General features: G+C 35.6%; 21 protein-coding genes and 1 pseudogene. 13 read left to right on the forward strand and 9 right to left on the reverse strand.

The window, feature by feature from the left end; all coding sequences use genetic code 11:
* Nucleotides 1-90 precede the first annotated feature (90 nt).
* The gene (locus C1A40_RS11310) at nucleotides 91-813 is read left to right on the forward strand and encodes a TrmH family RNA methyltransferase (RefSeq protein ID WP_102995984.1); all 723 of its coding nucleotides are present in this window, start codon (nucleotides 91-93) and stop codon (nucleotides 811-813) included.
* Nucleotides 814-942: 129 nt separating this feature from the next.
* Here C1A40_RS11310 and porT read toward each other — a convergent pair whose 3' ends face one another.
* Both porT and ubiE read right to left on the reverse strand, forming a co-directional pair.
* Nucleotides 943-1671, reverse strand: a complete 729-nt coding sequence (porT, locus tag C1A40_RS11315) for a type IX secretion/gliding motility protein PorT/SprT (protein WP_102995985.1) — start codon at nucleotides 1669-1671, stop codon at nucleotides 943-945.
* A 4-nt stretch (nucleotides 1672-1675) separates the two neighbouring features.
* Nucleotides 1676-2401 carry a bifunctional demethylmenaquinone methyltransferase/2-methoxy-6-polyprenyl-1,4-benzoquinol methylase UbiE gene (ubiE, locus tag C1A40_RS11320; RefSeq protein ID WP_102995986.1) on the reverse strand — a complete coding sequence of 242 codons (726 nt, stop codon included), beginning with the start codon at nucleotides 2399-2401 and terminating at the stop codon, nucleotides 1676-1678.
* An 82-nt stretch (nucleotides 2402-2483) separates the two neighbouring features.
* Between ubiE and trkA the strand changes: the two genes are divergently transcribed.
* Nucleotides 2484-3890: a Trk system potassium transporter TrkA gene (trkA, locus tag C1A40_RS11325; protein ID WP_102995987.1), complete on the forward strand. Its 1407-nt coding sequence runs from the start codon at nucleotides 2484-2486 to the stop codon at nucleotides 3888-3890.
* Between the two features lie 92 nt (nucleotides 3891-3982).
* The gene (locus C1A40_RS11330) at nucleotides 3983-5410 is read left to right on the forward strand and encodes a TrkH family potassium uptake protein (protein ID WP_241910392.1); all 1428 of its coding nucleotides are present in this window, start codon (nucleotides 3983-3985) and stop codon (nucleotides 5408-5410) included.
* 115 nt (nucleotides 5411-5525) lie between these two features.
* Here the strand turns inward: C1A40_RS11330 and C1A40_RS11335 are convergent, their stop codons facing one another.
* The gene (locus C1A40_RS11335; protein WP_102995989.1) at nucleotides 5526-6713 is read right to left on the reverse strand and encodes a pyridoxal phosphate-dependent aminotransferase; all 1188 of its coding nucleotides are present in this window, start codon (nucleotides 6711-6713) and stop codon (nucleotides 5526-5528) included.
* 31 nt (nucleotides 6714-6744) lie between these two features.
* Nucleotides 6745-7839 (reverse strand): fatty acid desaturase family protein, encoded by a 1095-nt coding sequence (locus tag C1A40_RS11340; RefSeq protein WP_102995990.1) that lies wholly within the window; start codon nucleotides 7837-7839, stop codon nucleotides 6745-6747.
* 145 nt (nucleotides 7840-7984) lie between these two features.
* Between C1A40_RS11340 and rsmG the strand changes: the two genes are divergently transcribed.
* Nucleotides 7985-8614, forward strand: a complete 630-nt coding sequence (rsmG, locus tag C1A40_RS11345; RefSeq protein ID WP_102995991.1) for a 16S rRNA (guanine(527)-N(7))-methyltransferase RsmG — start codon at nucleotides 7985-7987, stop codon at nucleotides 8612-8614.
* 2 nt (nucleotides 8615-8616) lie between these two features.
* On the opposite strand, the gene C1A40_RS11350 is transcribed toward rsmG, so the two are convergent.
* Nucleotides 8617-9573: a tetratricopeptide repeat protein gene (locus C1A40_RS11350; protein ID WP_102995992.1), complete on the reverse strand. Its 957-nt coding sequence runs from the start codon at nucleotides 9571-9573 to the stop codon at nucleotides 8617-8619.
* Between the two features lie 210 nt (nucleotides 9574-9783).
* On the opposite strand from C1A40_RS11350, the gene C1A40_RS11355 reads away from it, so the two are divergent.
* The 3 genes and pseudogenes from C1A40_RS11355 to C1A40_RS18835 form a co-directional block, all read left to right on the forward strand.
* Nucleotides 9784-10512: an NRDE family protein gene (locus C1A40_RS11355; protein ID WP_102995993.1), complete on the forward strand. Its 729-nt coding sequence runs from the start codon at nucleotides 9784-9786 to the stop codon at nucleotides 10510-10512.
* Nucleotides 10505-11341, forward strand: coding sequence for a DUF6695 family protein (locus C1A40_RS11360; protein WP_241910393.1), 837 nt, complete (start codon nucleotides 10505-10507; stop codon nucleotides 11339-11341). Before C1A40_RS11355 ends, C1A40_RS11360 begins: the two co-directional genes overlap by 8 nt.
* Nucleotides 11293-11460 (forward strand): annotated as a pseudogene (locus C1A40_RS18835) (DUF6695 family protein); the annotation flags it as partial. The gene C1A40_RS11360 and the pseudogene C1A40_RS18835, both read left to right, overlap by 49 nt.
* Here C1A40_RS18835 and C1A40_RS11365 read toward each other — a convergent pair.
* The 4 genes from C1A40_RS11365 to C1A40_RS11380 all read right to left on the reverse strand — a co-directional run bounded on the left by C1A40_RS11365 (nucleotide 11461) and on the right by C1A40_RS11380 (nucleotide 15687).
* Nucleotides 11461-12954: a YfcC family protein gene (locus C1A40_RS11365; protein WP_102995994.1), complete on the reverse strand. Its 1494-nt coding sequence runs from the start codon at nucleotides 12952-12954 to the stop codon at nucleotides 11461-11463.
* Complete coding sequence (locus tag C1A40_RS11370; protein ID WP_102995995.1) at nucleotides 12951-13829, reverse strand: NmrA family NAD(P)-binding protein; 879 nt, start codon at nucleotides 13827-13829, stop codon at nucleotides 12951-12953. Before C1A40_RS11370 ends, C1A40_RS11365 begins: the two co-directional genes overlap by 4 nt.
* 114 nt (nucleotides 13830-13943) lie before the next feature.
* Nucleotides 13944-14330, reverse strand: a complete 387-nt coding sequence (gene apaG, locus C1A40_RS11375) for a Co2+/Mg2+ efflux protein ApaG (protein WP_102995996.1) — start codon at nucleotides 14328-14330, stop codon at nucleotides 13944-13946.
* 106 nt (nucleotides 14331-14436) lie between these two features.
* The gene (locus tag C1A40_RS11380; RefSeq protein WP_102995997.1) at nucleotides 14437-15687 is read right to left on the reverse strand and encodes a type IX secretion system plug protein; all 1251 of its coding nucleotides are present in this window, start codon (nucleotides 15685-15687) and stop codon (nucleotides 14437-14439) included.
* A 172-nt stretch (nucleotides 15688-15859) separates the two neighbouring features.
* Here C1A40_RS11380 and C1A40_RS11385 point away from each other — a divergent pair, with 172 nt between their 5' ends.
* The 6 genes from C1A40_RS11385 (at nucleotide 15860) to nqrF (ending at nucleotide 21955) form a co-directional block, all read left to right on the forward strand.
* Nucleotides 15860-17215, forward strand: a complete 1356-nt coding sequence (locus tag C1A40_RS11385) for a Na(+)-translocating NADH-quinone reductase subunit A (RefSeq protein ID WP_102995998.1) — start codon at nucleotides 15860-15862, stop codon at nucleotides 17213-17215.
* Complete coding sequence (locus tag C1A40_RS11390) at nucleotides 17215-18441, forward strand: NADH:ubiquinone reductase (Na(+)-transporting) subunit B (RefSeq protein ID WP_102995999.1); 1227 nt, start codon at nucleotides 17215-17217, stop codon at nucleotides 18439-18441. Before C1A40_RS11385 ends, C1A40_RS11390 begins: the two co-directional genes overlap by 1 nt.
* Nucleotides 18442-18443: 2 nt before the next feature.
* Complete coding sequence (locus C1A40_RS11395) at nucleotides 18444-19196, forward strand: Na(+)-translocating NADH-quinone reductase subunit C (protein WP_102996000.1); 753 nt, start codon at nucleotides 18444-18446, stop codon at nucleotides 19194-19196.
* A gap of 3 nt (nucleotides 19197-19199) precedes the next feature.
* Entirely contained in the window at nucleotides 19200-19847 is a 648-nt protein-coding gene (locus tag C1A40_RS11400; protein WP_102996001.1) for an NADH:ubiquinone reductase (Na(+)-transporting) subunit D, read from the forward strand.
* A 76-nt stretch (nucleotides 19848-19923) separates the two neighbouring features.
* Complete coding sequence (nqrE, locus tag C1A40_RS11405) at nucleotides 19924-20646, forward strand: NADH:ubiquinone reductase (Na(+)-transporting) subunit E (RefSeq protein WP_067149865.1); 723 nt, start codon at nucleotides 19924-19926, stop codon at nucleotides 20644-20646.
* 1 nt (nucleotide 20647) lies between these two features.
* Nucleotides 20648-21955 (forward strand): NADH:ubiquinone reductase (Na(+)-transporting) subunit F, encoded by a 1308-nt coding sequence (gene nqrF / locus C1A40_RS11410; RefSeq protein ID WP_102996002.1) that lies wholly within the window; start codon nucleotides 20648-20650, stop codon nucleotides 21953-21955.
* The last annotated feature ends 64 nt before the right edge of the window (nucleotides 21956-22019 follow it).

Below are 22019 nucleotides of genomic sequence, written 5' to 3' on the forward strand. Positions count from 1 at the left end.
GTATTTAAGCTAAAAAATGTATTTATTTAATTCGGGACTAAGTAAAATTTTTAATTATTTTCTTTTCTTTATAGAAATTATAAAAAGATTATGCTTTCTAAGAGTCAGATTAAATTAATAACGAGTTTAAAGCAAAAAAAATATAGGCTTCAACATGGTTTTTTTGTTGTTGAAGGCCTTAAAGGGATTGCTGAATTGTTAAATTCTGAATTGGAACTTTACCAACTCTATACCACAGAATCTTTTGAAGACAAATCAGAAAAGGAAGTTTTAATTACAGCTGCCGAATTAAAAAAGATTAGTTTCTTAACTACTCCTAATAAGGCTCTAGCGCTTTTTAAAATTCCTAAAATTAAAGCTATACAAACCAACGGATTGGTGGTAGCACTGGATGATGTTAGAGATCCAGGGAATTTAGGAACCATTATACGGTTGTGTGATTGGTTTGGTGTTAAAGAATTGGTTTGCAGTAAAAACACTGTCGATTGCTTCAATCCGAAGGTTATACAAGCGACCATGGGCTCCATAACTCGTGTTAATGTGAGTTATTTGGATTTAGAGCGTTTTCTGGAAAATCAAACCATGCCTGTTTTTGGCGCTTTTATGGAAGGAGAAAATGTTTATTCCAGCGCGCTCCCAGAACAGGGTGTATTGGTAATGGGTAACGAGGCTAACGGTATTTCTGAAGCCATTGAAAATGTGATCACTAAAAAAGTGTCGATTCCTAGATTTGGCGATTTACAGGCGACTGAAAGTTTAAATGTTGCCACAGCAACAGCTATTCTTTTAAGTGAATTTAAGCGTGCAAAATAAAGTTTGTAGGTTTAGATTATAGGGCTTTTCGAGCTAATTGGTGTAAAAAATGATTGCAGGTTAAATTGAAAAAAAAACATCTTTAGAGTCAAGAGTCAAGAGTCAAGAGTCAAGAGTCAAGAGTCAATCTTACTGAAATGTAAAGTTTAAAAATACCCCGCGGGTTTTCATACTGGCAATATTGCTTGTCCAAGGGCTGTTAGGGTCTTCATCTCTAACCAATTCATCGCTAATCGCAAAAATACCACGTACCGAAGGTGTGAATTTGAAATTATATAAGTAAAAATCAATTCCGAAGCCTAGTTCATAAAATAAAGGGGATGTTTTGGTTCTAAATTGCCCGCTAGAATTGTCTTCAGGGTTATCTTGATTACTTGATAAGTTAATGGCTGTAGAAAAACCACCCACAACAAAAGGTTTAAAGTTATTAATACGTTTTGTAGAAACTTTAATCAATAAAGGAACGTGTATGTATGTCGATTTTACTTCTCTAACTAAGTCTGCATCGGTATAACTCATGCCATCAAAATAATCTTCGCTATAACGTAATTCTCGAGTTGTAATATTAAGTCCAGGCTCTAAACGTAGATCGATAAATTTATTGATGCGTAAGTTTCCAATTAAACCCACACTAAAACCAGGCTCTCTTTTAACATAAATATCGGTGAGGTCTTCGTGATAATCGAAATTAAAATCGTAGCTGTTCATTCCTAAATAATAGCCCCATCGTAATAAATCGTAGTCAGTAGATCCTCGCCCTTGATTGGCGTCATAGGGCACTTTTTCTCGGCTAAAAAGCTGAGCGTTTGAAGTTTGAAATATGAGTAGGAAGGCGATTAGTGCAAAAAAATGCTTCATATGTTTACTTAGATGATTTGTAAATAGTTGCCACGCCCAAAGTTTGTGGAAAATCTTCAACATTAATAAACCCAATTTTTCTTAAAATATTGTTTAAAGCTTCACCATGAGGAAAAACAGAAGCCGATTCCGATAAATATTTGTAGGCACTTCGGTCTTTAGAAAATATTTTTCCAATTAGGGGTAGAATATTTTTAGTATATAAACGGTACCCTTGTTTAAATGGTGTTTTTGTAGGAACAGAGGTTTCTAAAATCACAAAAGTTCCATTAGGTTTTAAAACGCGGTAAATTTCTTTGAGTCCGTTTTCTAAAGTTTCAAAATTTCTAACACCAAAAGCTACGGTAATAGCATCGAAAGTATCATTTTTAAAAGGCAAATTTTCACTATCGCCTAAAACCATTTCAATTTTAGACTCTAAGCCCTTCTTTTTAACTTTTTCCTTGCCAATTTCCAACATACCGCTGCTAATGTCTAATCCTACAATTTTTGTAGCATCTGTTTCAGCAAGGTTAATGGCTAAATCTCCAGTGCCGGTAGCAATGTCTAAAATGCTATCTGGATTACTGTTTTTTACGATTTTAACTACTTTTTGACGCCATTTTATGTCAATTCCGAAGGAAATCACGCGGTTTAAGCCATCATAATCACTGGAAATATTATCAAACATTTTAGTGACCTGTTCTTTTTTACCTAAAGCGCTGTTTTTGTATGGTTTTACTTTTGACAAGTTGAATTTTTTTTTGACAAATATAAACTTTTAGTAAAGGTTTACACAATAGCTAACCAAATAATTATATTGTTTCAATTTTATGTGGTGCCCTATATTTTATACTATATTTGTGTTACTTTTTTATGATAACAGAAAAATGAAAATAATAATTGCGGGTGCAGGTGAAGTTGGATTTCATTTGGCAAAATTATTGTCTTACGAATCTCAAGAAATAACTTTAATAGACCCAAATAAAAAAAGTTTAGCACACGCCGATAATCAATTAGACATTCGTGTTGTTAAAGGAGATGCTACTTCGATAGCTATTTTAAGAGAAGCGCGTGTCGATTCATGTGATTTGTTTATAGCCGTAACCTCCAGCGAAACCACTAATATTACTGTTTGTGTATTGGCCAAACAATTAGGAGCCAATCGTACCATTGCCAGAATTTCTAATACGGAGTTTATTCATTTTAAAGATGAGGTAGGATTTACCAAATTTGGAATTGACGAGTTAATCTCTCCCGAAGCCTTAGCCGCATCCGAGATTGAATTATCTTTAAAACAATCGTCGTTTAATGAAACATACGAGTTTGAAGAAGGCGCACTTACCATGGCGGGATTAACCCTGTCGAGTTCGGCTAATTTTGTTGGAAAAACAGTAAAGGAAGCTGCTGAAATATTTCCTGAAATTCATTTTGTACCCATTGCTATTCAGCGTTTTGGAACTCAGTATACTACCATTCCTCGTGGCGATACTGTTTTTAAGCGTGGCGATAGTGTGGTTTTTATAACTTCTGAAGGTGGTGCTGAAGAGCTTTGTAAACTCTCTGGAAAGGTAAATCGAGAGATTAAAGATGTTATGATTTTAGGCGGGGGACAAATTGGTTTTAAAACGGCTCGCGATTTGAGCTCCAAAGGTTTTAATGTAAAATTACTTGAAGGGGATAGAGACCGTGCCTTCGATTTAGCCGACGTATTAACCAAAGTACTTGTAATTAATAGTGATGGGCGTAATGCCGATTTGTTAGATGAAGAAAATATTGGTGATATGGATGCCTTTATTGCGGTGGGTCCAAATTCGGAAACCAATATCATGTCCTGTTTAGTCGCTAAATCTAAAGGGGTTAAAAAAACCATCGCTTTAGTTGAAAATATGGATTATTTCGATCTGTCACATTCAATAGGTATTGACACTTTAATCAATAAAAAGTTATTAGCAGCCAATAATATCTTTAGATATATTCGACGTGGGGAAGTGGTAGCCATGACCAAACTGAGTAATTTGAATGCTGAGCTATTGGAGTTTGAGGTTAAAAGTAGTTCTGCAGTTTGTAATAAATCTATTAAATCTATCGATTTTCCTAGATCGGCTATTATAGGAGGGGTTATAAGAAACGGTGTAGGTATGATTGCTTTGGGTAATTTTAAAATTCAAGCCGGAGATCGCGTGGTGGTTTGTTGTTTATTGAAATCTATAAAACGCGTTGAAAAATTATTTATTTAAATTTGACCTATTAATCGGTACTCATTTTGAAACTCAATTTTAAAATTATCTTTCACTTTTTAGGATTGCTATTATTGTTTAATGGCGGTTTTATGCTAGTTTCTTCTTTGGTTAGCTTACTTTACAAAGACGGGGTTACTTCACAAATATTCATAGCAGGTCTATTAACTATGGTTCTTGGCGCTATCGTAATGTTTTTTACAAGAAACCACGAGAAAGTCATGAATAAGCGAGAAGGGTATATTGTGGTAGCGTTTGGATGGGTAATCATGTCGCTTTCGGGAACCTTACCTTATGTGATAACGGAAAGTATTCCGAGTTTTACCGATGCTTTTTTTGAAACCATGTCGGGTTATACTACTACAGGGGCTTCTATCTTAAATGATATTGAAGTCATTCCTAAAGGTATCTTGTTTTGGAGGAGTTTAACACACTGGATTGGCGGTATGGGGATTATCGTTTTGGCTATTGCAATACTTCCGTTGTTAGGTATTGGAGGGATGCAACTTTTTGCAGCCGAAGCGCCAGGGCCGAGTGGTGATAAATTACACCCGCGTATAACGGATACAGCGAAGCGTTTATGGCTTATTTATTTTAGCTATACGGCAGCAGAAACTATTCTGTTAAATTTAGCAGGAATGTCGTTTTTTGATGCGATTAACCATGCGATGTGTACTTTGTCTACGGGAGGGTTTTCAACTAAAAACGCTAGTGTGGCTTACTGGAATCATCAGCCTATTATACAATACATTATTTGCTTATTTATGTTTCTAGCAGGTTCCAATTTCGTATTGAGTTATTTTGCCTTTAAAGGGAGGTTTCAGAAAATATTACATGATGAAGAGTTTAAATTGTACTTTAAATTCATCTCCATTTTTACCTTAATTGCTGCAGTTATCATTTATTTTCATGCCGATTTGAGTATCTCCTCCATACATCATCCTATTGTTTGGGGACAGGCAGAAAGTGCCTTTAGGCATGCTCTTTTTCAGGTACTTTCGATAGTTACAACAACAGGTTTTGTTTCAGCCGATTATACTTTATGGACACCATTTTTGGTGGTTTTCTTTTTCGGACTCATGTTTTTAGGTGGTTCTGCGGGAAGTACTTCAGGTGGCGTTAAAGTGGTACGTCATCTCATCTTAATTAAAAACGGATTTTTAGAATTTAAACGCACCCTGCATCCAAATGCTATCGTACCAGTAAGGTATAACGGAAAGGCGATTAACCGATTTATTGTGTTTAACGTTTTAGCCTTTTTTATTCTTTATATGTTGTCCTTTATTATTGGAGCCTTAGTGTTCTCTATGTTTGGCTTAGAGTTTAAATCGGCTATTGGTTTAGCGGCATCTACTTTAGGAAACGTAGGGCCTGCATTTGGCGATTTCGGACCTGTTAATAACTATGCGTTATTACCTGATTTGGGGAAATGGTGGGCTTCGTTTTTAATGTTAATAGGTAGACTCGAGTTGTTTACCGTGCTTATTTTGTTTACACCTTTCTTTTGGAGAAATCGTTAATGTTTTTTCATCGTAAATTGCAAATCATACATTTATAGCACTGAAAAATGTGCATAAAAAAAAGCTACTGAATTTCTAACAGTAGCTTTTTTGTTTTATAAAATGGGTAAGTGTTTTATTTGCTTACCGCAGCTTTTATTCTTTTAATCGCTTCAATGATTTGATCTTGAGAAGCAGCATAAGAAATTCGGATACAATCTGGATTTCCAAAAGCTTCACCTGCAACAGTAGCTACAAGCGCTTCCTCTAATAGGTATAAAGAGAAATCTGTAGCGTTGTTAATTTTCTTTCCTCTTAAGGTCTTTCCGAAGTAATGTGTTACGTTAGGGAAAACATAAAAAGCACCTTCAGGAGTGTTTGTTTTAAAACCTTCAACATCATTTAAAAGGTCTAAGATTAAATCACGACGTACTTTAAATTCGTCAATCATGTATTGTACACGAGTTGGTGGCTCGTTTAAAGCTGTAATTACGGCGCGTTGTGCAATACAGTTTGTACCACTTGTTATTTGTCCTTGTAGTTTGTTACAAGCACGAGCAATTTTCTCTGGAGCACCAATGTATCCAACACGCCATCCTGTCATGGCAAAGGCTTTAGAAACTCCATTAACAGTAATGGTATTGTTATACATATCTTCAAACTCAGCGATACTAGCATGACCTTCACCGTAGTTGATGTGTTCGTAAATTTCATCTGAAACCACGTAAATATTTGGGTGCTTTACAAGTACATCAGCTAAAGCTCTTAATTCCGATTTACTATAAACCGATCCACTTGGGTTACAAGGCGAACTGAACCAAATCATTTTTGTTTGAGGCGTAATCGCTGCTTCAAGTTGCTCTGGAGTCATTTTAAAGTCGGTATCAATAGTCGTTTTTACTTCTACAGGTACACCGTCATTTAATTTTACAATATCAGAGTAACTTACCCAGTAAGGACAAGGTAAAATAACTTCATCGCCATTGTTTAACATCACACCAGCAATGTTGGCTAGCGCTTGTTTTGCTCCTGTAGACACTACAATTTGAGCAAGGGTGTAGGTTAAATTGTTATCACGTTTGAATTTAGTGATGATGGCTTCCTTTAAATCGGCATAACCATCAACAGGCGAGTAAGAGTTGTAGTTTTCATTAATCGCTTGAATGGCAGCGTCTTTAATGAAATCTGGAGTATTAAAATCTGGCTCTCCAAGACTTAAACCTATAATGTCTTTTCCTTCTCCTCTAAGTTCTCTCGCTTTAGCAGCCATTGCCAACGTTGCAGAGGTTGCCATGTTTAAAATTCTATCAGATAGTAATTGCATGTAAATTATTTGTTATTGTGTGGTTTGAAATTTATGCGAAATTAGGTTTTTTACCTAAAACTTTTAGTTGGTTATAGTGTTCTGAAACGGCTTGCCAAAAGGTAGAATATTCGTTATAAGGTAAACGGTATTCATTTGCTGTTTCTTTTACAATTTTAGCTATTTTACTATAATGTATATGGCTAATATGAGCAAATAAATGGTGCTCTACTTGTCTGTTTAAACCACCAGTATAAAACTCGGCGAACCAACTTTTTGGTGAAAAGTTAGAGGTGGTGAATAATTGATGAATTGCCCAAGTGTTTTTCATGTTGCCATTTTCATCGGGTACCGGCATTTCTGTATTTGGCATGACATGGGCTAATTGAAAAATAACGCTTAAAATGATACCAGCAGTATAGTGCATCACGAAGAAACCTATTAAAACCTGCCACCAAGCAAATCCTAATGAAATAGGGAGTACTATCCAAATCAAATAATATATAATCTTACCAATTATAAGTTTAGTCCATTGGGTAGCTGGGTTAGGAAGTTTGCCGTAAGCTAATTTTCTTTTTAGATAATTGTATGTCTGTATAAAATCGGTTGTAATGGCCCAGTTTGCAGTTAATAAACCATACAAAAAGAAGGCGTAAAAGCGTTGGTATTTATGAATTCTTAGCCATTTTGTGTGTTTTGAAAAACGGATAATTCTTCCTGCATCAATATCTTCATCATGACCTTGAATATTGGTATATGTGTGATGAAGCACGTTGTGTTGTACCTTCCAGTTATAATCGTTTCCAGCTAAAATATAAATACTGCTTCCCATTAATTTGTTCACCCACTTTTTGCTTGAAAAAGATCCGTGATTGGCGTCGTGCATCACATTCATGCCAACCCCAGCCATACCAATGCCTGTTGTAATCATACATAAAATTTGTGCCCACCATGGCATATCAAGGCTTAAAACTAATACAACCGGTACAATAAGCAAGGCAAACATAACCACTGCTTTTAGGTACAGTTTCCAGTTTCCGGTGCGTTTAATGTTATTCTCTTTAAAATAATCATTGACGCGTTTATTTAATGTTCGGAAAAATTTTGCCGAATCTGTTCTTGAAAAAGATAAAGCTTGTTTAGTCATACTATAATTTAATTAACATGGTATAAAAATCAATTCGTTACGCCATATTCTGCGCAAAGATAGGAATAAACAAAGTTAAGTATTACCAATTTTTTGTAAAAAAATGGGTTTAAAAGCTATATTTTTGTTGAAAATTTAACAATACATGGAACTCATCTTAAAGTACTTTCCTAATCTTACAGAAGACCAGATCAATAAGTTTTCACTATTAGAATCCCTCTATCAAGACTGGAATTTAAAAATTAATGTAGTGTCAAGAAAAGATATTGATGAATTGTACTTGCGACACGTCCTACATGCTTTAGGTATTGCTAAAGTAATTTCTTTTAAAGACGGAAGTCATATTTTAGATGTTGGTACAGGTGGTGGTTTTCCTGGTATCCCTTTAGCCATAATGTTTCCTGAATGTTCTTTTCATTTGGTTGATAGTATTGCTAAAAAACTTAAAGTAGTAAATGAAGTTGTGGAAGGCCTAGGGCTAAACAATGTAAAAACAACCCATAGTCGCGTGGAAGCTATTGATGAGCAATTCGATTTTATAGTAAGTCGCGCTGTTGCCATTATGCCAACTTTTGTACATTGGGTAAAAGGCAAAATCGCCAAAGAACAAAAACATGAATTAAAAAATGGTATTCTATATTTAAAAGGTGGCGATTTAACCGAAGAACTAAAAGATTACCGTACCACGACCATTTATAATTTAGGTGATTATTATAATGAAGACTTTTTTGAAACTAAAAAAGTAGTGCATTTACCCCTAAAGTACCGCGGCTAAACTTATAGTTTTACCAATTCAGTAATCGCTTTATTGAAAAAGAAATATTGGTGTTGAAACCAATACGTATCGCTATAAGCTTCAATACTTGAAATGTTGGCCCCTAAGTTTAAAATGTTGTTGGCTTTATTAAAATGGTATTTGGCTTTTACTTTATCGTTTAAGTTTAAATAGGCCATGGCAAGGCCAAGATGGGCATCAAAATCATTAGAATCAAATTTTAATACTTTTTCAAAATCCGTAACCGAATTAGCATCTTTTTTAAGAAATAAACTGGAAGCTCCTCTATAAAAGTAGGCAAACGGATTGTTGTCGTCTAAAATGATGCTTTTGGTAAAATCGTTGTGGGCTTCTTGGTAGCGCGTTACATCCATAAAAAACACGCCTCTTTCATAGAAGTTTTCTGGACTGGCTTCAATTAAAATCGCTGTAGAATAATCGTTAAAGGCCTTTTGGTAATTCTCTAAAGCCTTATAGGCGGTTGCTCTTAAAATATAAGTTTTTGGTTGCCCAGGGATTTTTTTAATGACTTTATCGAAATCTTTAATGGCTTTGTCATATTCTTCTAAATCTAAGCGTACGCAGGCTAAGCTGTAAAGGGCGTCAATAAAACTGTCATCCAAAAGATAGGCTTTGGCATAATCTTCTTTAGCTTCAGCGTAATCTTTAACGCTGTACCTGGAATTTCCACGGTTATAATAGGAGTCGGCGTCTGGTTGTTCGGCAATAATTTTAGAGTAATCTACAATGGCTCCGTAGAAATCTTCCGAATTGTTTTTAGCCAAGGCGCGTTGAAAATAAGCATCTAAGTTTTTGGGTTCTAGTTTGATAACTTCATTTAATAACGAAATTCTTTCAGATAAATCGGAAGATCTTAAGGCTTGTCTGTATAGTTTGCTAGCTTGTCCAAAAGTTAATAATGGCAAAGCTATCCATAGGGTGAATAGTAATTTTTTCATTGAAAATTGAATAAGCTAAAAAAAGCTGTTTTAAAGAATAAAATTAAGCATAATTTTAAAGATAGGGAGTAAGATTTTAATAATCTTGTAAAGTGTTGTTTTGTGAAGCCTTACCAGGCTTTGGCTTAATAATATGTGGGTCACTTTGAAATAGCTGTCTGTTAAATATTTTTTGTAAGTTGGCTCAACTTTTTTCTGACTAATCATTTTATGTGTACCGTAAGTTTATTTCCAGTCCATACTGCCGGTTTTATATTGACTTCAAATCGCGACGAATCTCCCAATCGGCCTGCGGTTATTCCAAGATTTTCTTCATTAGAAAACACAAAACTTTTATTTCCTGAAGACCCAAGGTCTGGTGGAACTTGGGTTGGTGTTAGTGAAAAAAAGCGATTGGTTTGCCTGCTTAATGGTGGTTTTGCTTTGCACGAGCGTAAAGCGATGTACCGCAAAAGTCGCGGACTTGTAGCTAAAGATTTGATGCTTATGGAGGATGTTGTCGAAGATGTTGAAAACTACAATTTTAAGGATATTGAACCTTTTACGGTGGTTATTGTAGATTGGAATACGCATCTTCAATTTTTTGAACTGGTTTGGGATGGTGCAAAAAAACATTTTGAGAAGCTGCCATTAAAACCCAAAATTTGGTCGTCTTCAACCTTGTATACCGAAGCGATGAAAAAAGAACGACAGTGTTGGTTTCACGATTTTTTAATTGGAAATGATAGGCGTGCAGGGCAAATCTTGACGTTTCACAAATCGGCAGGAGGAAAAAATCGTGATTATGGTGTAATCATGGATCGTGGTTTTGTGAAAACGACCAGCATCACTCAGGTTGAAAAATACAATGATGTGGTGAAAATGCGATACGAAACCCTTGAAAACAAAATGGTTTCCGAAGAGGTGTTCGATTTTCAAAAATCGGCTTTGCATGGTTAATACTGGAATTATTATAACTCTAGCTTATCCCGATGCGGTGGTGAGGTTGCCAAAAGAATGGTATGCACCGTATTTGAGATTTTTAGGGGTTGGGACTAAAAATTATGTGAGAGCGGGACATGCCGCTTTGGTTTTAATTGAAAAAAATTCAGGTGCTTTAGATTATTACGATTTTGGTCGCTATATCGTGCCAGAGCCATACGGCCGTGTTCGCAGTCATGAAACCGATAACCAATTGCGCATGCCTTTTAAAGCAGAAATGGATAGGGACGATATTACAAACCTAAATGACATTCTAAAATATTTAGCAACGCATCCCAAAATCACCCATGGAGAAGGGGCGATGTTAGCTTCCGTTTGTAGTTCAGTTGATTACAATAAGGCCCATTCATTCATATTAAATTTACAAGGTCAAAAGGCAGTTCGCTATGCTGCTTTTAAAAGGGAAGCTTCTAACTGTGCGCGTTTCGTAGCCGATACCTTGTTGGCTTCAGTAACCGATGCTCGCATTCGAAAGCAGCTCAAAAAAATGCAAAGATTTACCTCAAGTACGGTAGGTAATGTTCTGTTAAGTGATACGGAGAATACCATTTTTAAAGTTTTAGAAAGCGGTGATATCTCAGAATTTAAAGGCTCTCAAAAAAGTGAAAACCTAAGGTGTTTTTTAGATAGGTTAAAAGATTTTCAGCCGAACTTGAAAGGTAATCTGTTGTCAAAAGAGGTGGTGGAGCTTGGTTTGAACTTCATAAAACAGATGACGATTCTTTTTTTCGATTCAGACGTATTTCACCCTACGGTAGGGTGGATTGTGATGCTCAATTTGAGATAGATAAAAAGGCGTTTTGTTTCGATTCAGATTATGAGTTTTTGCCTTTTTCTAATTGTAAAAGCTTTCAGGTAAAGCAAAACACCTATATTTTTAATTTTCAACGGGTGTCATCTTCTTAATTATAAATAAACTGAGAGACTTAAAAACGCCATGGTTGTTAAGGTTAATATGATGAGTAGTGGGGGTACAAACTTTAGCCATTTATTAAATCCGATATTAACAATAGCTAAGGCAGCAAGAATTAATCCCGTAGGACTAATTAAATACAAGAGTCCCATGCCATATTGGTAGGTGTTCACAATAACTTCTCTGCCTAAATTAACGGTGTCGGCAAGGGGTGCCATTACAGGCATCGTTAATACAGCCATTCCTGAAGACGAAGGCATAAAAAACGAGAGTCCCGCATAAATAAATAGCATGAAATTTGTGAAAAGCGCTTTGGGCATGCCTTCAGTAATAGTGCTGGCGTGAAATAAAAGGGTGTCGCTAATAAGGCCATCTTGCATAAGAATAGTGACACCTCTAGCGATGCCAACAATAAAGGCGACGCTTAATAAATCGGCCGCACCTTTTACAAAACTTTCAATGAATATTTTTTCTTTAATTTTTGCTAAAACTCCAATAATGATGGCACTTATTAAAAAGGTCGTGGTCATTTCAATAAACCACCAGTCTAAAAAAGAAACCCCAATAATCATAACCACAAATGATGCAGAAAAAACAAAGGTAATCGCTTTTAGTCGTCCCGAAAACTTAGTGTAACTATTGGTTTTAATTTTAAAACGGGCTTCAATATCTTCTTTTTGATTGTATATGATAGATTTTGAAGGATTGTTTTTTACGCGTTTCGCATAGCGAAGAATGTAAATTATGGTAATACTTAAACAAAGCACAAGCATAATTAACCGATTTTGTAAACCAGTGGTCCAATTAATTCCTGCAGCATCTGAAGCGATTATTGTTGAAAACGGGTTAACCGTGGAGCACATGGTTCCAATAGCCGAACCTAAAAATATACAGCTTACTCCAACTATGGCATCATATTTTGCAGCTAAGAAAACGGGGATTAAAATCGGGTAGAACGCCATGGTTTCTTCAGCAAGGCCAAATGTGGTTCCTCCTAATGCTATAATAGTGGTTACCAAAATAATTAAAAGGTATTCTTTGCCTTTAAGTATTTTGGCTGTCCAGGCAATGCCAGCATCAAAGGCACCGGTTAAGTTCATAATGCCAATTAAACCGCCTATAATTAATATGAGAAAAATGATATCTGCAGCTTCAATAATACCTTTTATAGGAGCTTTCACTAAATCAAAAAATCCTTGAGAATTCGCCGGAAGCGCTTTGTACGAATGAGGAATCCCGATGGGTTTATAAATGGCGCCACTAGTAAATTTTTCCAAAGGAATTTTTATACCAAGATTGTTTAAGGTTTCTGTGGTAGCAGGAAGTTCGAAGGTGTTGTCAAGACTGGTTTTTGTAAAAGTTTGACTTGAAGCGTTGTAAGAAAGACTATCGTATTTCCCTGCAGGAACAACCCATGTTAATAAAGCTACTAATCCAGCAATAATGAATAATAAGGTTTGTGCTGAAGGAAATTTTAACTTTTTCATAGGCTTTGTGTAAACTGTGCTTTTTCTCTTTTGAAGAATTCGGTTAGAGTAATAGGTTTCTTTCCCGTTAACTGCTTGTAGTTGTTAGAAATTTTAGGTTCTTTTTCTAGTCTGGGTAAAAAATGTAATAGCGTCATAACTAAGGCGAAGTCTTTATTGAGGCCTTCTTTCTTTTTTTTGAAATAGAATCGTATCGGATTTATACTGTTGAAACTTATGTGTAGGCCCGTCACTTGATTCAATAAAGCGGTAGCTTCATAAAAACTTTTATTTTCAGACCCTGTAAGTTCGATGATACTATTTTTGTGACCGTCAAATGTAGTAAGTACTATGGATGCTACTTCGGCTATGTTTTTTATATCAATCCAGTTAAATTTAGCATGACCAGAAGGCAGTGTAATGCTTTGCGATTTTAATATTTCGGGGCGTAAGGTGGTGCTTAAGTTCTGCATAAAATAACTGGGTCGCAGAAAAATATATTCGAAATTAAAATCTTTAATTAACGATTCAATTTTGTTATGCGGAATGATTTTACTCTTTTCAGCTCCTTGAACAGAAAGAAAAACAATTTTTTTAATCCCTTTTTTTTGGGCAGACTTTAACAGGGGATTGAAATATTCTTCGATACTTGAAATATGAGGAGGTCTGAGGAGAAAAAGAATGTCGATGTTTTCAAACGCAGTGTTAAAGGTGGATTGGTCCTTAAAATCGAATGTTGTAAATTTTAGCTTTTGTGGTTCTGCAAAAAGTTGTTTTGCTTTAGTGAGGCTTCTTACAGCTGCAGTCACTGTAATCTGTTGGTCGGGTTGACATAAAAAAGTAATTAATTCCCGCCCAATGTTTCCTGTGGCCCCAGTTATAAGCACGTTAATCATAGTAATACCGATTATTGATTAAATACTTGCTAAAAATAATCAATTATTAATAGAGGCTTGTTTTACTTGGAATGTATTTGTTGTATGTGACAATTACCGAATAAATTCAGCAATTTAGTTCATAGCAAAAGGAGCACTTAATTTAAAGGTAGGAATGGTAACCTGAAACTTTTTCGTGGTTGTAAAGTTTACCATACTGTAATGGCCGTGCATGGCGCCTAAGGGCGATGTTAATAAACAACCAGAAGAGTAGGTGTGGGATTCACCAGGCTTTAAAACGGGTTTTTTACCTATAACGCCTTCTCCAGAAACGGTTTCAATATGATTTAAAGCATCAAGAATTTCCCAATGTCTTGCAAAGAGCTGGACCGAATCTTTACTTTGGTTTTCAATGGTTATGGTATAGCCAAAAGCGTATTGGATCTTATAGTTTTTATAAAATGAACCTTCGTAAGTCGTTTTTACGGAAATTTTTATGCCTTTTGTAACTTGTTGAACCATGTTAAATGCTGATATACTAGGTGTTAATGGTGGCTAATGTAATGAATTATAAATGCCAATCATAAATTTTAACGTCTTCGGTTAAAAAATTAGATAATTTACAATTTTAGTTGCTAATATTTATGGAAGTTCCTTCATTAACACCAATAATTCTATCATATCGTGCTCCCAGGTCCCTGTAGTATACTAAAACTTTATAGTTGTTTTCGGTTTGCCAAAAGTTACCACTTATTAAATTCTCGTCAATGCTACCATTAGAATCTACTGCAACATATTTGTAGTTGTAAAACCCTTGCTTGAGTAGAATACTTCCTGTAAAGATATTTTTTGAGGCGTCGTAGGTCATTCGTGTTAAATCTTCAATAGCATAATTGTTGAAGGTGCCATAAACATGGATGTCTTTGTTCTTTAAGTTTTCGTCTGCAAGTAAAGAAAAGTGTACCCATACGTAGTCGGCCTCAATACTGGGGTCGGAAGCGTCTATGTTATTAATTACATAGTTACCATTAATGTCTGGGTAATAGGTGTAAGGTTGGTTGGCACGACTTTGGTTGGTGAATAAATAATTGTGATATAAGTCTTGTAAATCGATAAATTGAATATTATTGTTAGCACCTCTTACATCTTTATTTTCAAAAAATAAATACTCGTTACCTGCCCAAAAGCTGGTTTCAGAATCATATTTATAAACCAATTGATTGCCTAATACATACTGAGGTTTTACATCGGTTATCGCAGTTTTTAAGTTGTTGTTCTGAATAATTACAGCATTTACGGTTTGGGTAGGGTTATTAAATTGAATACGGTTGGAAGCTACCGTAAGCTCTACACGTTGTTTTTCTTCAATATTAGAAATATCTCTAGCGCGTTTTAGTACAATGCCTACATCTGCTAATTTTTCATAGATCATAAATTTTTGAGAAAACATAAGTTCATTATCACCATTATAGATAAATAACATGTAGTTTCCTGAAATTTTTAAGCCTCTAGTTTGGTCGTTTGGAATAGTGAGCCTGTAATGTGAAAAAATCTGATACGTGTTAAACGAATTTTCATACTCCCTTATGCGCTGGTTGTCGAAACCATCCATGTATTCGGTTTGAATGAGTACAGAGGGGGTCCAATCTCTATTGTAGTATTTGATTTTGTAGTAAAAGTCATCTTCATCACCGTTTAAGGCATCAAACTCTATAGTAATGGGGTCACCTAAAGGTATAATGGGTAGTTGGTTTTCGGCTGTAGATCCTTTAAATTGTATGGTTTTTATGTATTCAGGAGGCGGTGTTTCTTGTGTTTGAGCATAACTAAATGATAGGTTAAGGCCAAAAATAGTAAGCAAAAGAAGGTTGATTTTCATGGGGTAATTGTTTAAAAGAATGTAAAGATAGCAAATTTCGTACCGAGCTTACAGGTTGTTATTTAGAATGGATACAAATAATAAAACAATACGAATACAATGGATATTAATACTAAAGAAATTCTGTAAATTTGCTGCAATTTTTAGACAACTAATTTCAATAAATATAAATATGTCAAACGACATTCGTATTAAAAAAGGTCTGGATATTAAACTTAAGGGTGCAGCTGAGAAAACGGTCGAGCAAGCCATTATCAGCAACTACTGTACCATAAGGCCAGAAGACTTCCATGGAATTATCCCTAAACTTATTGCGAAAGAAGGTACTGCAGTCCAAGCTGGAGATACGCTTTTTCATGATAAGTCCAACGAAAAATTAATATTTGTTTCTCCTGTTTCGGGGAAAGTCGTTGAGGTTATTCGTGGACCTAAAAGGCGTATTGACGCTATTAAAATTGAAGCCGATAAAACACAGTCTTACAAAGATTTTGGAAAGATTGCTGTTGAAACTGCTAAACCAGAGGATGTTAAAGCGCATTTGCTTGCTTCGGGATGTTGGCCGTTTGTAAAACAACGTCCTTACGACGTGGTTGCAAACCCTGAGCGATCGCCAAAAGCGATTTTTATTTCAGGATATGCCAGTGCTCCTTTAGCTGCCGATTTAGATTTTACCTTACAAGGTAAAGAAGCCGAGCTACAAGCTGCGGTTACTGCTTTAGGTAAACTTACCGAAGGTACAGTACATGTTTCAGTTGGTGCAACTGCTAATTCACCGCTTTCTGGATTGAAGGGCGTTACCTTACATAAGGTTTCTGGTCCGCATCCTTCTGGAAATGTTGGAACCCAAATCAATAAAATTGATCCTGTTAATAAAGGTGAAGTTGTTTGGACCATAGGCGCTCAGGATTTAGTGATTATCGGTGAGCTGTTGCTAACAGGGAAATTCAATGCCGAGCGTATTGTTGCCTTGGTAGGATCTTCAGTTCAAAAACCAAGATATTTTAAAACCCTTATTGGTAGTGAAGTTTCTACTATAATCTATGATAAAGGTATCGATAAAGCTGGTCATGACCGTATCATTTCTGGCAATGTATTAACAGGAAAAGAAATTAAAGCCGATGGTAGCTTAGATTACTACAGTAACGTAATTTCGGTGATTCCAGAAGGTGATGATTACGAGTTTTTCGGATGGACAAAACCGGTGTTTAACAAGGTGTCTACCTCAAGAGCATTAACGTTTTCATGGTTAAATCCTAAAAAAGTTTACGATTTAAATACCAATACAAATGGTGAGCATAGAGCTTTTGTAACGACAGGTACTTATGAAGAGGTTTTTCCTCTTGATATTTATCCATTACAAATCTTAAAAGCATGTTTGTATAAGGATTTAGATGAAATGGAAGCTTTAGGGATGTACGAAGTTGCTCCCGAAGATTTTGCCTTAACAGAATTTGTTTGTGTGTCTAAACAACCACATCAAAAAATAATTAGAGAAGGTTTAGACTTAATGCTAAAAGAGATAGGATAATGGGTTTAAAAGATAATTTACATAATTTTAAAGTTAAAAATAAAGGGAAGAAGTGGCTACCTGCTTTTTCTGCCATTCATACATTTTTATTTTTACCTAATGAGGTTACTCATAACGGAACACATATTAAAGCTGCCGACGATTTAAAACGTACCATGAATACCGTAATCATGGCTATGGTACCGTGTTTAATTTTTGGTATGTTCAATGCAGGATACCAACATCACATTGCTTTTGATGGTATTCAAGCGGTTTCAGGTGGGTTTTTTAGTCCGGAATTTTGGACTTTAGATAACTTTTTAGTTGGTTTTTGGAAAATTTTACCACTAGTCATCGTGTCTTACGGTGTTGGTTTAGGTATTGAATTTATTTTCGCCATCATTAAAGGTCATGAAGTTGAAGAAGGCTATTTGGTAACAGGTATGTTAGTACCGTTAATTGTGCCTATCGATATTCCATTATGGATGCTAGCAGTAGCTGTAATTTTTGGTGTTGTTATAGGTAAAGAAGTTTTTGGAGGAACAGGGATGAACATTCTAAATCCTGCATTAACTATTAGAGCTTTCTTATTCTTCGCTTATCCAACTTGGATGTCTGGAGATAAAGTATGGGTTGAAGGTGCTGTAGCTAGAGATCAAGCCATTGCAGCGGGACAGAATCTAGATGCCGTTTCTGGAGAAACTATTTTAGGTAGTTTAGCACAAGGTAAAGAAGTTGCCCATTCGGTTGCCGATATGTTCTTCGGATTTATTCCAGGTTCCATTGGAGAGACTTCTACCTTATTAATTATTTTAGGTGGTTTGTTCTTAATCTTTGCTAAAATTGGAAGTTGGAGAATCATGTTATCATCAGTGCTTGGAGCCCTTGCAGTAGGACTTATTTTTAACCAAGTTGTTGATGCTGGTGTTATTACCGAAACTAGTAAGTTTTACGGATTAATGAGTACACCATTTTGGCATCATTTACTTATTGGTGGTTTTGCTTTTGGTACCGTATTTATGGCTACCGATCCAGTAACTGCTTCTCAAACCAATAAAGGTAAATGGTATTACGGTTTCTTAGTAGGATTCATTTCTATTTTAATTCGTGTATTCAATCCTGCCTACCCAGAAGGTGTAATGTTGGCCATTCTATTAATGAATGTTTTTGCACCAACCATCGATCATTACGTTGTACAAGGTAATGTGAAGAAAAGAAAGAAACGTTTAAAAGTAAAAACGGCTTAACCATGGAAAATAGAACGGATAAAAATTCATATACTATAATATTTGCCATAGCCATGGTTATCGTGGTTGGCGCATTATTAGCATTTACGGCGTCTTCTTTAAGTCCGAAAATTTCAGAAAACCAACGTATAGAAAAGCAACAAAATATTTTGTATGCGATGGGCGTAAATGATAATGATGAATCTAGTGCCATCTTTGTTTCAACTCAAGATGCACCTGAATTATTTAATAAATACATCTCTAAACAATTAGTAATTAAAAATGGTGAGGTTTCAGAAGATGATCAAGCCTATTTAATAGACCTTAAAAAGGATAAAGCTGCAGCTGGTGGTGATCCTGCTAAGCGTAACTTACCTTTATTTGTTGGTGAAAAAGATGGGGTGACTCATTATATCATTCCAATTTATGGTAAAGGATTATGGGATGCGATTTGGGGCTATGTGTCTTTAGATGAAAACATGGTCATTCAAGGGGCTTATTTCGATCACAAAGGTGAAACACCTGGATTAGGAGCGAATATTAAACAGCGTTACTTTATGGATGACTTTATTGGAGAACATGTTTTAGATGATAGCGGAACCTTTAAAGGTGTTACCGTGGCTAAAGGAAATGCCGATCCAATAAACGAAAATAAAACAGATAACGAGGTTGATGCCATTGCAGGAGCTACTATCACAGGTGATGGGGTAACAGCAATGATTAAAAGCGATTTGAAGCTTTACAAACCTTATTTCGATAATTTAAAAAATAATTAATCTATGGGACTTTTATCAAAAAAAGACACAAAGTTAATCACAGACCCATTAGCAGATAATAACCCCATTACGATTCAAGTATTAGGTATTTGTTCAGCACTGGCTATTACGGCAGAGTTAAAAGCTTCAATTGTAATGTCCATTTCTGTAATGTTTGTATTAGGATTAGGTAATGTTGTTATCTCTTTAATGCGTAACATCATTCCTTCTAAAATTAGAATTATTGTACAGTTAACTGTTGTAGCTGCTTTAGTAATTATAGTAGATCAGGTACTTAAAGCTTTTGCTTACGAGTTGAGTAAAACGCTTTCGGTTTTCGTAGGATTAATTATTACCAACTGTATTATCATGGGACGTTTTGAAGCTTTCGCTTTAGCAAATGGCCCTTGGAAATCTTTCCTAGATGGTATTGGTAACTCTTTAGGATATGCTGTTATTCTTATCATCGTTGGTTTCTTTAGAGAATTATTAGGTTCTGGAACTTTATTAGGTTTCCCAGTATTGGGTGATCCAATTGCGAAAACAGGATTATACGCTATCGGTTACGAGAATAACGGATTTATGTTATTATCACCAATGGCCTTAATTGTTGTAGGTATCATTATTTGGGTACAACGTACAAGAAACAAAGCTTTAGTAGAAGATCATTAAATAGTTGATAGTTGATAGTTATTGGTTGATAGTCATTTACCACTAACTAAAAACAAAAAACTAAAAACTAAAAAACATGGAACATTTAGAATTATTTTTAAAATCAATATTTATAGATAACATGGTATTTGCCACGTTCTTAGGGATGTGTTCTTACCTTGCTGTATCTAAAAAAGTAAGTACAGCAGTGGGACTTGGTGCAGCGGTAATTTTCGTACTTGCGATCACCGTACCATTAAACTGGTTATTGGATCAATATTTACTTCAGCCAGGTGCTTTAAAATGGTTAGGAGAAGAATATGCGAGCTACGATTTAAGCTTCCTATCTTTTATCATGTTTATCGCTACTATTGCAACCATGGTACAATTGGTAGAAATTGTTGTTGAAAAGTTTTCACCTTCATTATATAACTCATTAGGTATCTTTTTACCGCTTATCGCTGTAAACTGTGCGATTTTAGGTGGGTCGTTATTCATGCAATCTCGTGAAATTCAAACGATAGGATTGGCTGCCACTTATGGTATCGGTTCTGGAATTGGATGGTTTTTAGCAATTCTTGCTATTGCCGCTATTCGCGAGAAAATTAGATATTCAAACGTACCACCAGCATTACGTGGTTTAGGTATTACCTTTATCATTACTGGTTTAATGGCTATCGGATTTATGAGTTTTGGAGGTATGTTAACTGGAGGTGACGATGAAGCACCGAAGGAAGAAAAAACAGCTCAAGTTGAACCAGCTAAGGAACAATCAGAGAACAACGAAGTGATCGCTAACAACATAAAAGTAAATGAGTAGTATGATTTTAGCAGCAAGTACAACAGGAACTATTGTAGTAACGGTAATCGCCTTTTTAATTATTACGCTTTTATTGGTTACTTTATTATTAGTTGTAAAACAAAAATTATCACCTTCTGGTCCTGTAAAGATCACGATTAATGGTGAAAAGGAAATAGAAGTAGCTTCAGGTGGAAGTTTACTTTCAACTTTAGGAAACTCAAAAATATTCTTACCATCAGCTTGTGGTGGTGGTGGAACTTGTATCCAGTGTGAATGTCATGTTTTAGAAGGTGGTGGTGAAGCACTTCCTACTGAAGTACCTCATTTCACAAGAAAAGAATTACAACATGGAGCACGTTTAGCTTGTCAAGTTAAAGTGAAACAAGACATGAATATCACGATTCCTGAAGAAGTATTCGGAATTAAAAAATGGGAAGCTACTGTAGTGCGTAACTACAATGTGGCATCTTTTATTAAAGAATTTGTTGTAGAGATTCCTGAAGATATGGGCTACAAAGCTGGTGGATATATTCAAATTGAAATTCCACCATGTGAAGTGAAGTATTCTGATATGGATATTACTGCTCATCCAGAAGAGCATGATACACCAGATAAGTTTCAAGCCGAGTGGGATAAATTCAATTTATGGCCATTAGTAATGAAGAATAGTGAAACGGTTGAAAGAGCGTATTCTATGGCTTCTTACCCAGCTGAAGGGCGTGAAATTATGTTGAACGTTCGTGTGGCTTGTCCGCCATGGGATCGTGCTAAAAACGGTTGGATGGATGTAAATCCAGGTGTAGCGTCTTCATATATCTTTAATCAAAAGCCAGGAGATAAAGTTATTATTTCAGGACCTTACGGTGAATTCTTTATCAACGAGTCTGAAAGCGAAATGCTTTACGTTGGTGGTGGTGCTGGTATGGCTCCAATGCGTTCACACTTATACCATCTTTTCAAAACCTTAAAAACAGGTAGAAAAGTAACTTATTGGTACGGTGGACGATCTAAACGTGAATTATTCTATTTAGAGCACTTCCGTGAATTAGAGAAGGAGTTCCCGAACTTTAGATTTTTCTTAGCCTTATCTGAACCTTTACCAGAAGATAACTGGCAAGTAAAAGCGGATATTGACTCTCCAGGAGATGGTTTCGTTGGTTTCATTCACAATTGTGTGATTGATAATTACCTAAGTAAACACGAAGCGCCTGAGGATATTGAATTGTATTTCTGTGGACCACCATTAATGAATAATGCGGTACAGAAAATGGGAGAAGATTTTGGAATTCCTGATGAGCACATCCGTTTTGATGACTTTGGAGGATAGTAAAAAGCTTCTTATATCAATTATAAGACTATGCTATACAGAAAACCGATACGAAAGTGTCGGT

This window comes from Tamlana carrageenivorans (genome assembly GCF_002893765.1).
In the GTDB taxonomy this organism is placed as follows: domain Bacteria; phylum Bacteroidota; class Bacteroidia; order Flavobacteriales; family Flavobacteriaceae; genus Pseudotamlana; species Pseudotamlana carrageenivorans.

Bases quoted from the DNA above. Each gene is read 5' to 3' on its own strand.
- trkA (WP_102995987.1), top strand. From the start codon at position 2,484: ATGTGGTGCCCTATATTTTATACTATATTTGTGTTACTTTTTTATGAT.
- C1A40_RS11310 (WP_102995984.1), top strand. From the start codon at position 91: ATGCTTTCTAAGAGTCAGATTAAATTAATAACGAGTTTAAAGCAAAAA.
- C1A40_RS11395 (WP_102996000.1), top strand. From the start codon at position 18,444: ATGGAAAATAGAACGGATAAAAATTCATATACTATAATATTTGCCATA.
- C1A40_RS11330 (WP_241910392.1), top strand. From the start codon at position 3,983: ATGCTAGTTTCTTCTTTGGTTAGCTTACTTTACAAAGACGGGGTTACT.
- apaG (WP_102995996.1), bottom strand. From the start codon at position 14,330: ATGGTTCAACAAGTTACAAAAGGCATAAAAATTTCCGTAAAAACGACT.
- C1A40_RS11380 (WP_102995997.1), bottom strand. From the start codon at position 15,687: ATGAAAATCAACCTTCTTTTGCTTACTATTTTTGGCCTTAACCTATCA.
- C1A40_RS11355 (WP_102995993.1), top strand. From the start codon at position 9,784: ATGTGTACCGTAAGTTTATTTCCAGTCCATACTGCCGGTTTTATATTG.
- C1A40_RS11385 (WP_102995998.1), top strand. From the start codon at position 15,860: ATGTCAAACGACATTCGTATTAAAAAAGGTCTGGATATTAAACTTAAG.
- C1A40_RS11370 (WP_102995995.1), bottom strand. From the start codon at position 13,829: ATGATTAACGTGCTTATAACTGGGGCCACAGGAAACATTGGGCGGGAA.
- C1A40_RS11360 (WP_241910393.1), top strand. From the start codon at position 10,505: ATGGTTAATACTGGAATTATTATAACTCTAGCTTATCCCGATGCGGTG.
- C1A40_RS11390 (WP_102995999.1), top strand. From the start codon at position 17,215: ATGGGTTTAAAAGATAATTTACATAATTTTAAAGTTAAAAATAAAGGG.
- C1A40_RS11335 (WP_102995989.1), bottom strand. From the start codon at position 6,713: ATGCAATTACTATCTGATAGAATTTTAAACATGGCAACCTCTGCAACG.
- C1A40_RS11350 (WP_102995992.1), bottom strand. From the start codon at position 9,573: ATGAAAAAATTACTATTCACCCTATGGATAGCTTTGCCATTATTAACT.
- C1A40_RS11400 (WP_102996001.1), top strand. From the start codon at position 19,200: ATGGGACTTTTATCAAAAAAAGACACAAAGTTAATCACAGACCCATTA.
- nqrF (WP_102996002.1), top strand. From the start codon at position 20,648: ATGATTTTAGCAGCAAGTACAACAGGAACTATTGTAGTAACGGTAATC.
- rsmG (WP_102995991.1), top strand. From the start codon at position 7,985: ATGGAACTCATCTTAAAGTACTTTCCTAATCTTACAGAAGACCAGATC.
- C1A40_RS11365 (WP_102995994.1), bottom strand. From the start codon at position 12,954: ATGAAAAAGTTAAAATTTCCTTCAGCACAAACCTTATTATTCATTATT.
- C1A40_RS11340 (WP_102995990.1), bottom strand. From the start codon at position 7,839: ATGACTAAACAAGCTTTATCTTTTTCAAGAACAGATTCGGCAAAATTT.
- nqrE (WP_067149865.1), top strand. From the start codon at position 19,924: ATGGAACATTTAGAATTATTTTTAAAATCAATATTTATAGATAACATG.
- porT (WP_102995985.1), bottom strand. From the start codon at position 1,671: ATGAAGCATTTTTTTGCACTAATCGCCTTCCTACTCATATTTCAAACT.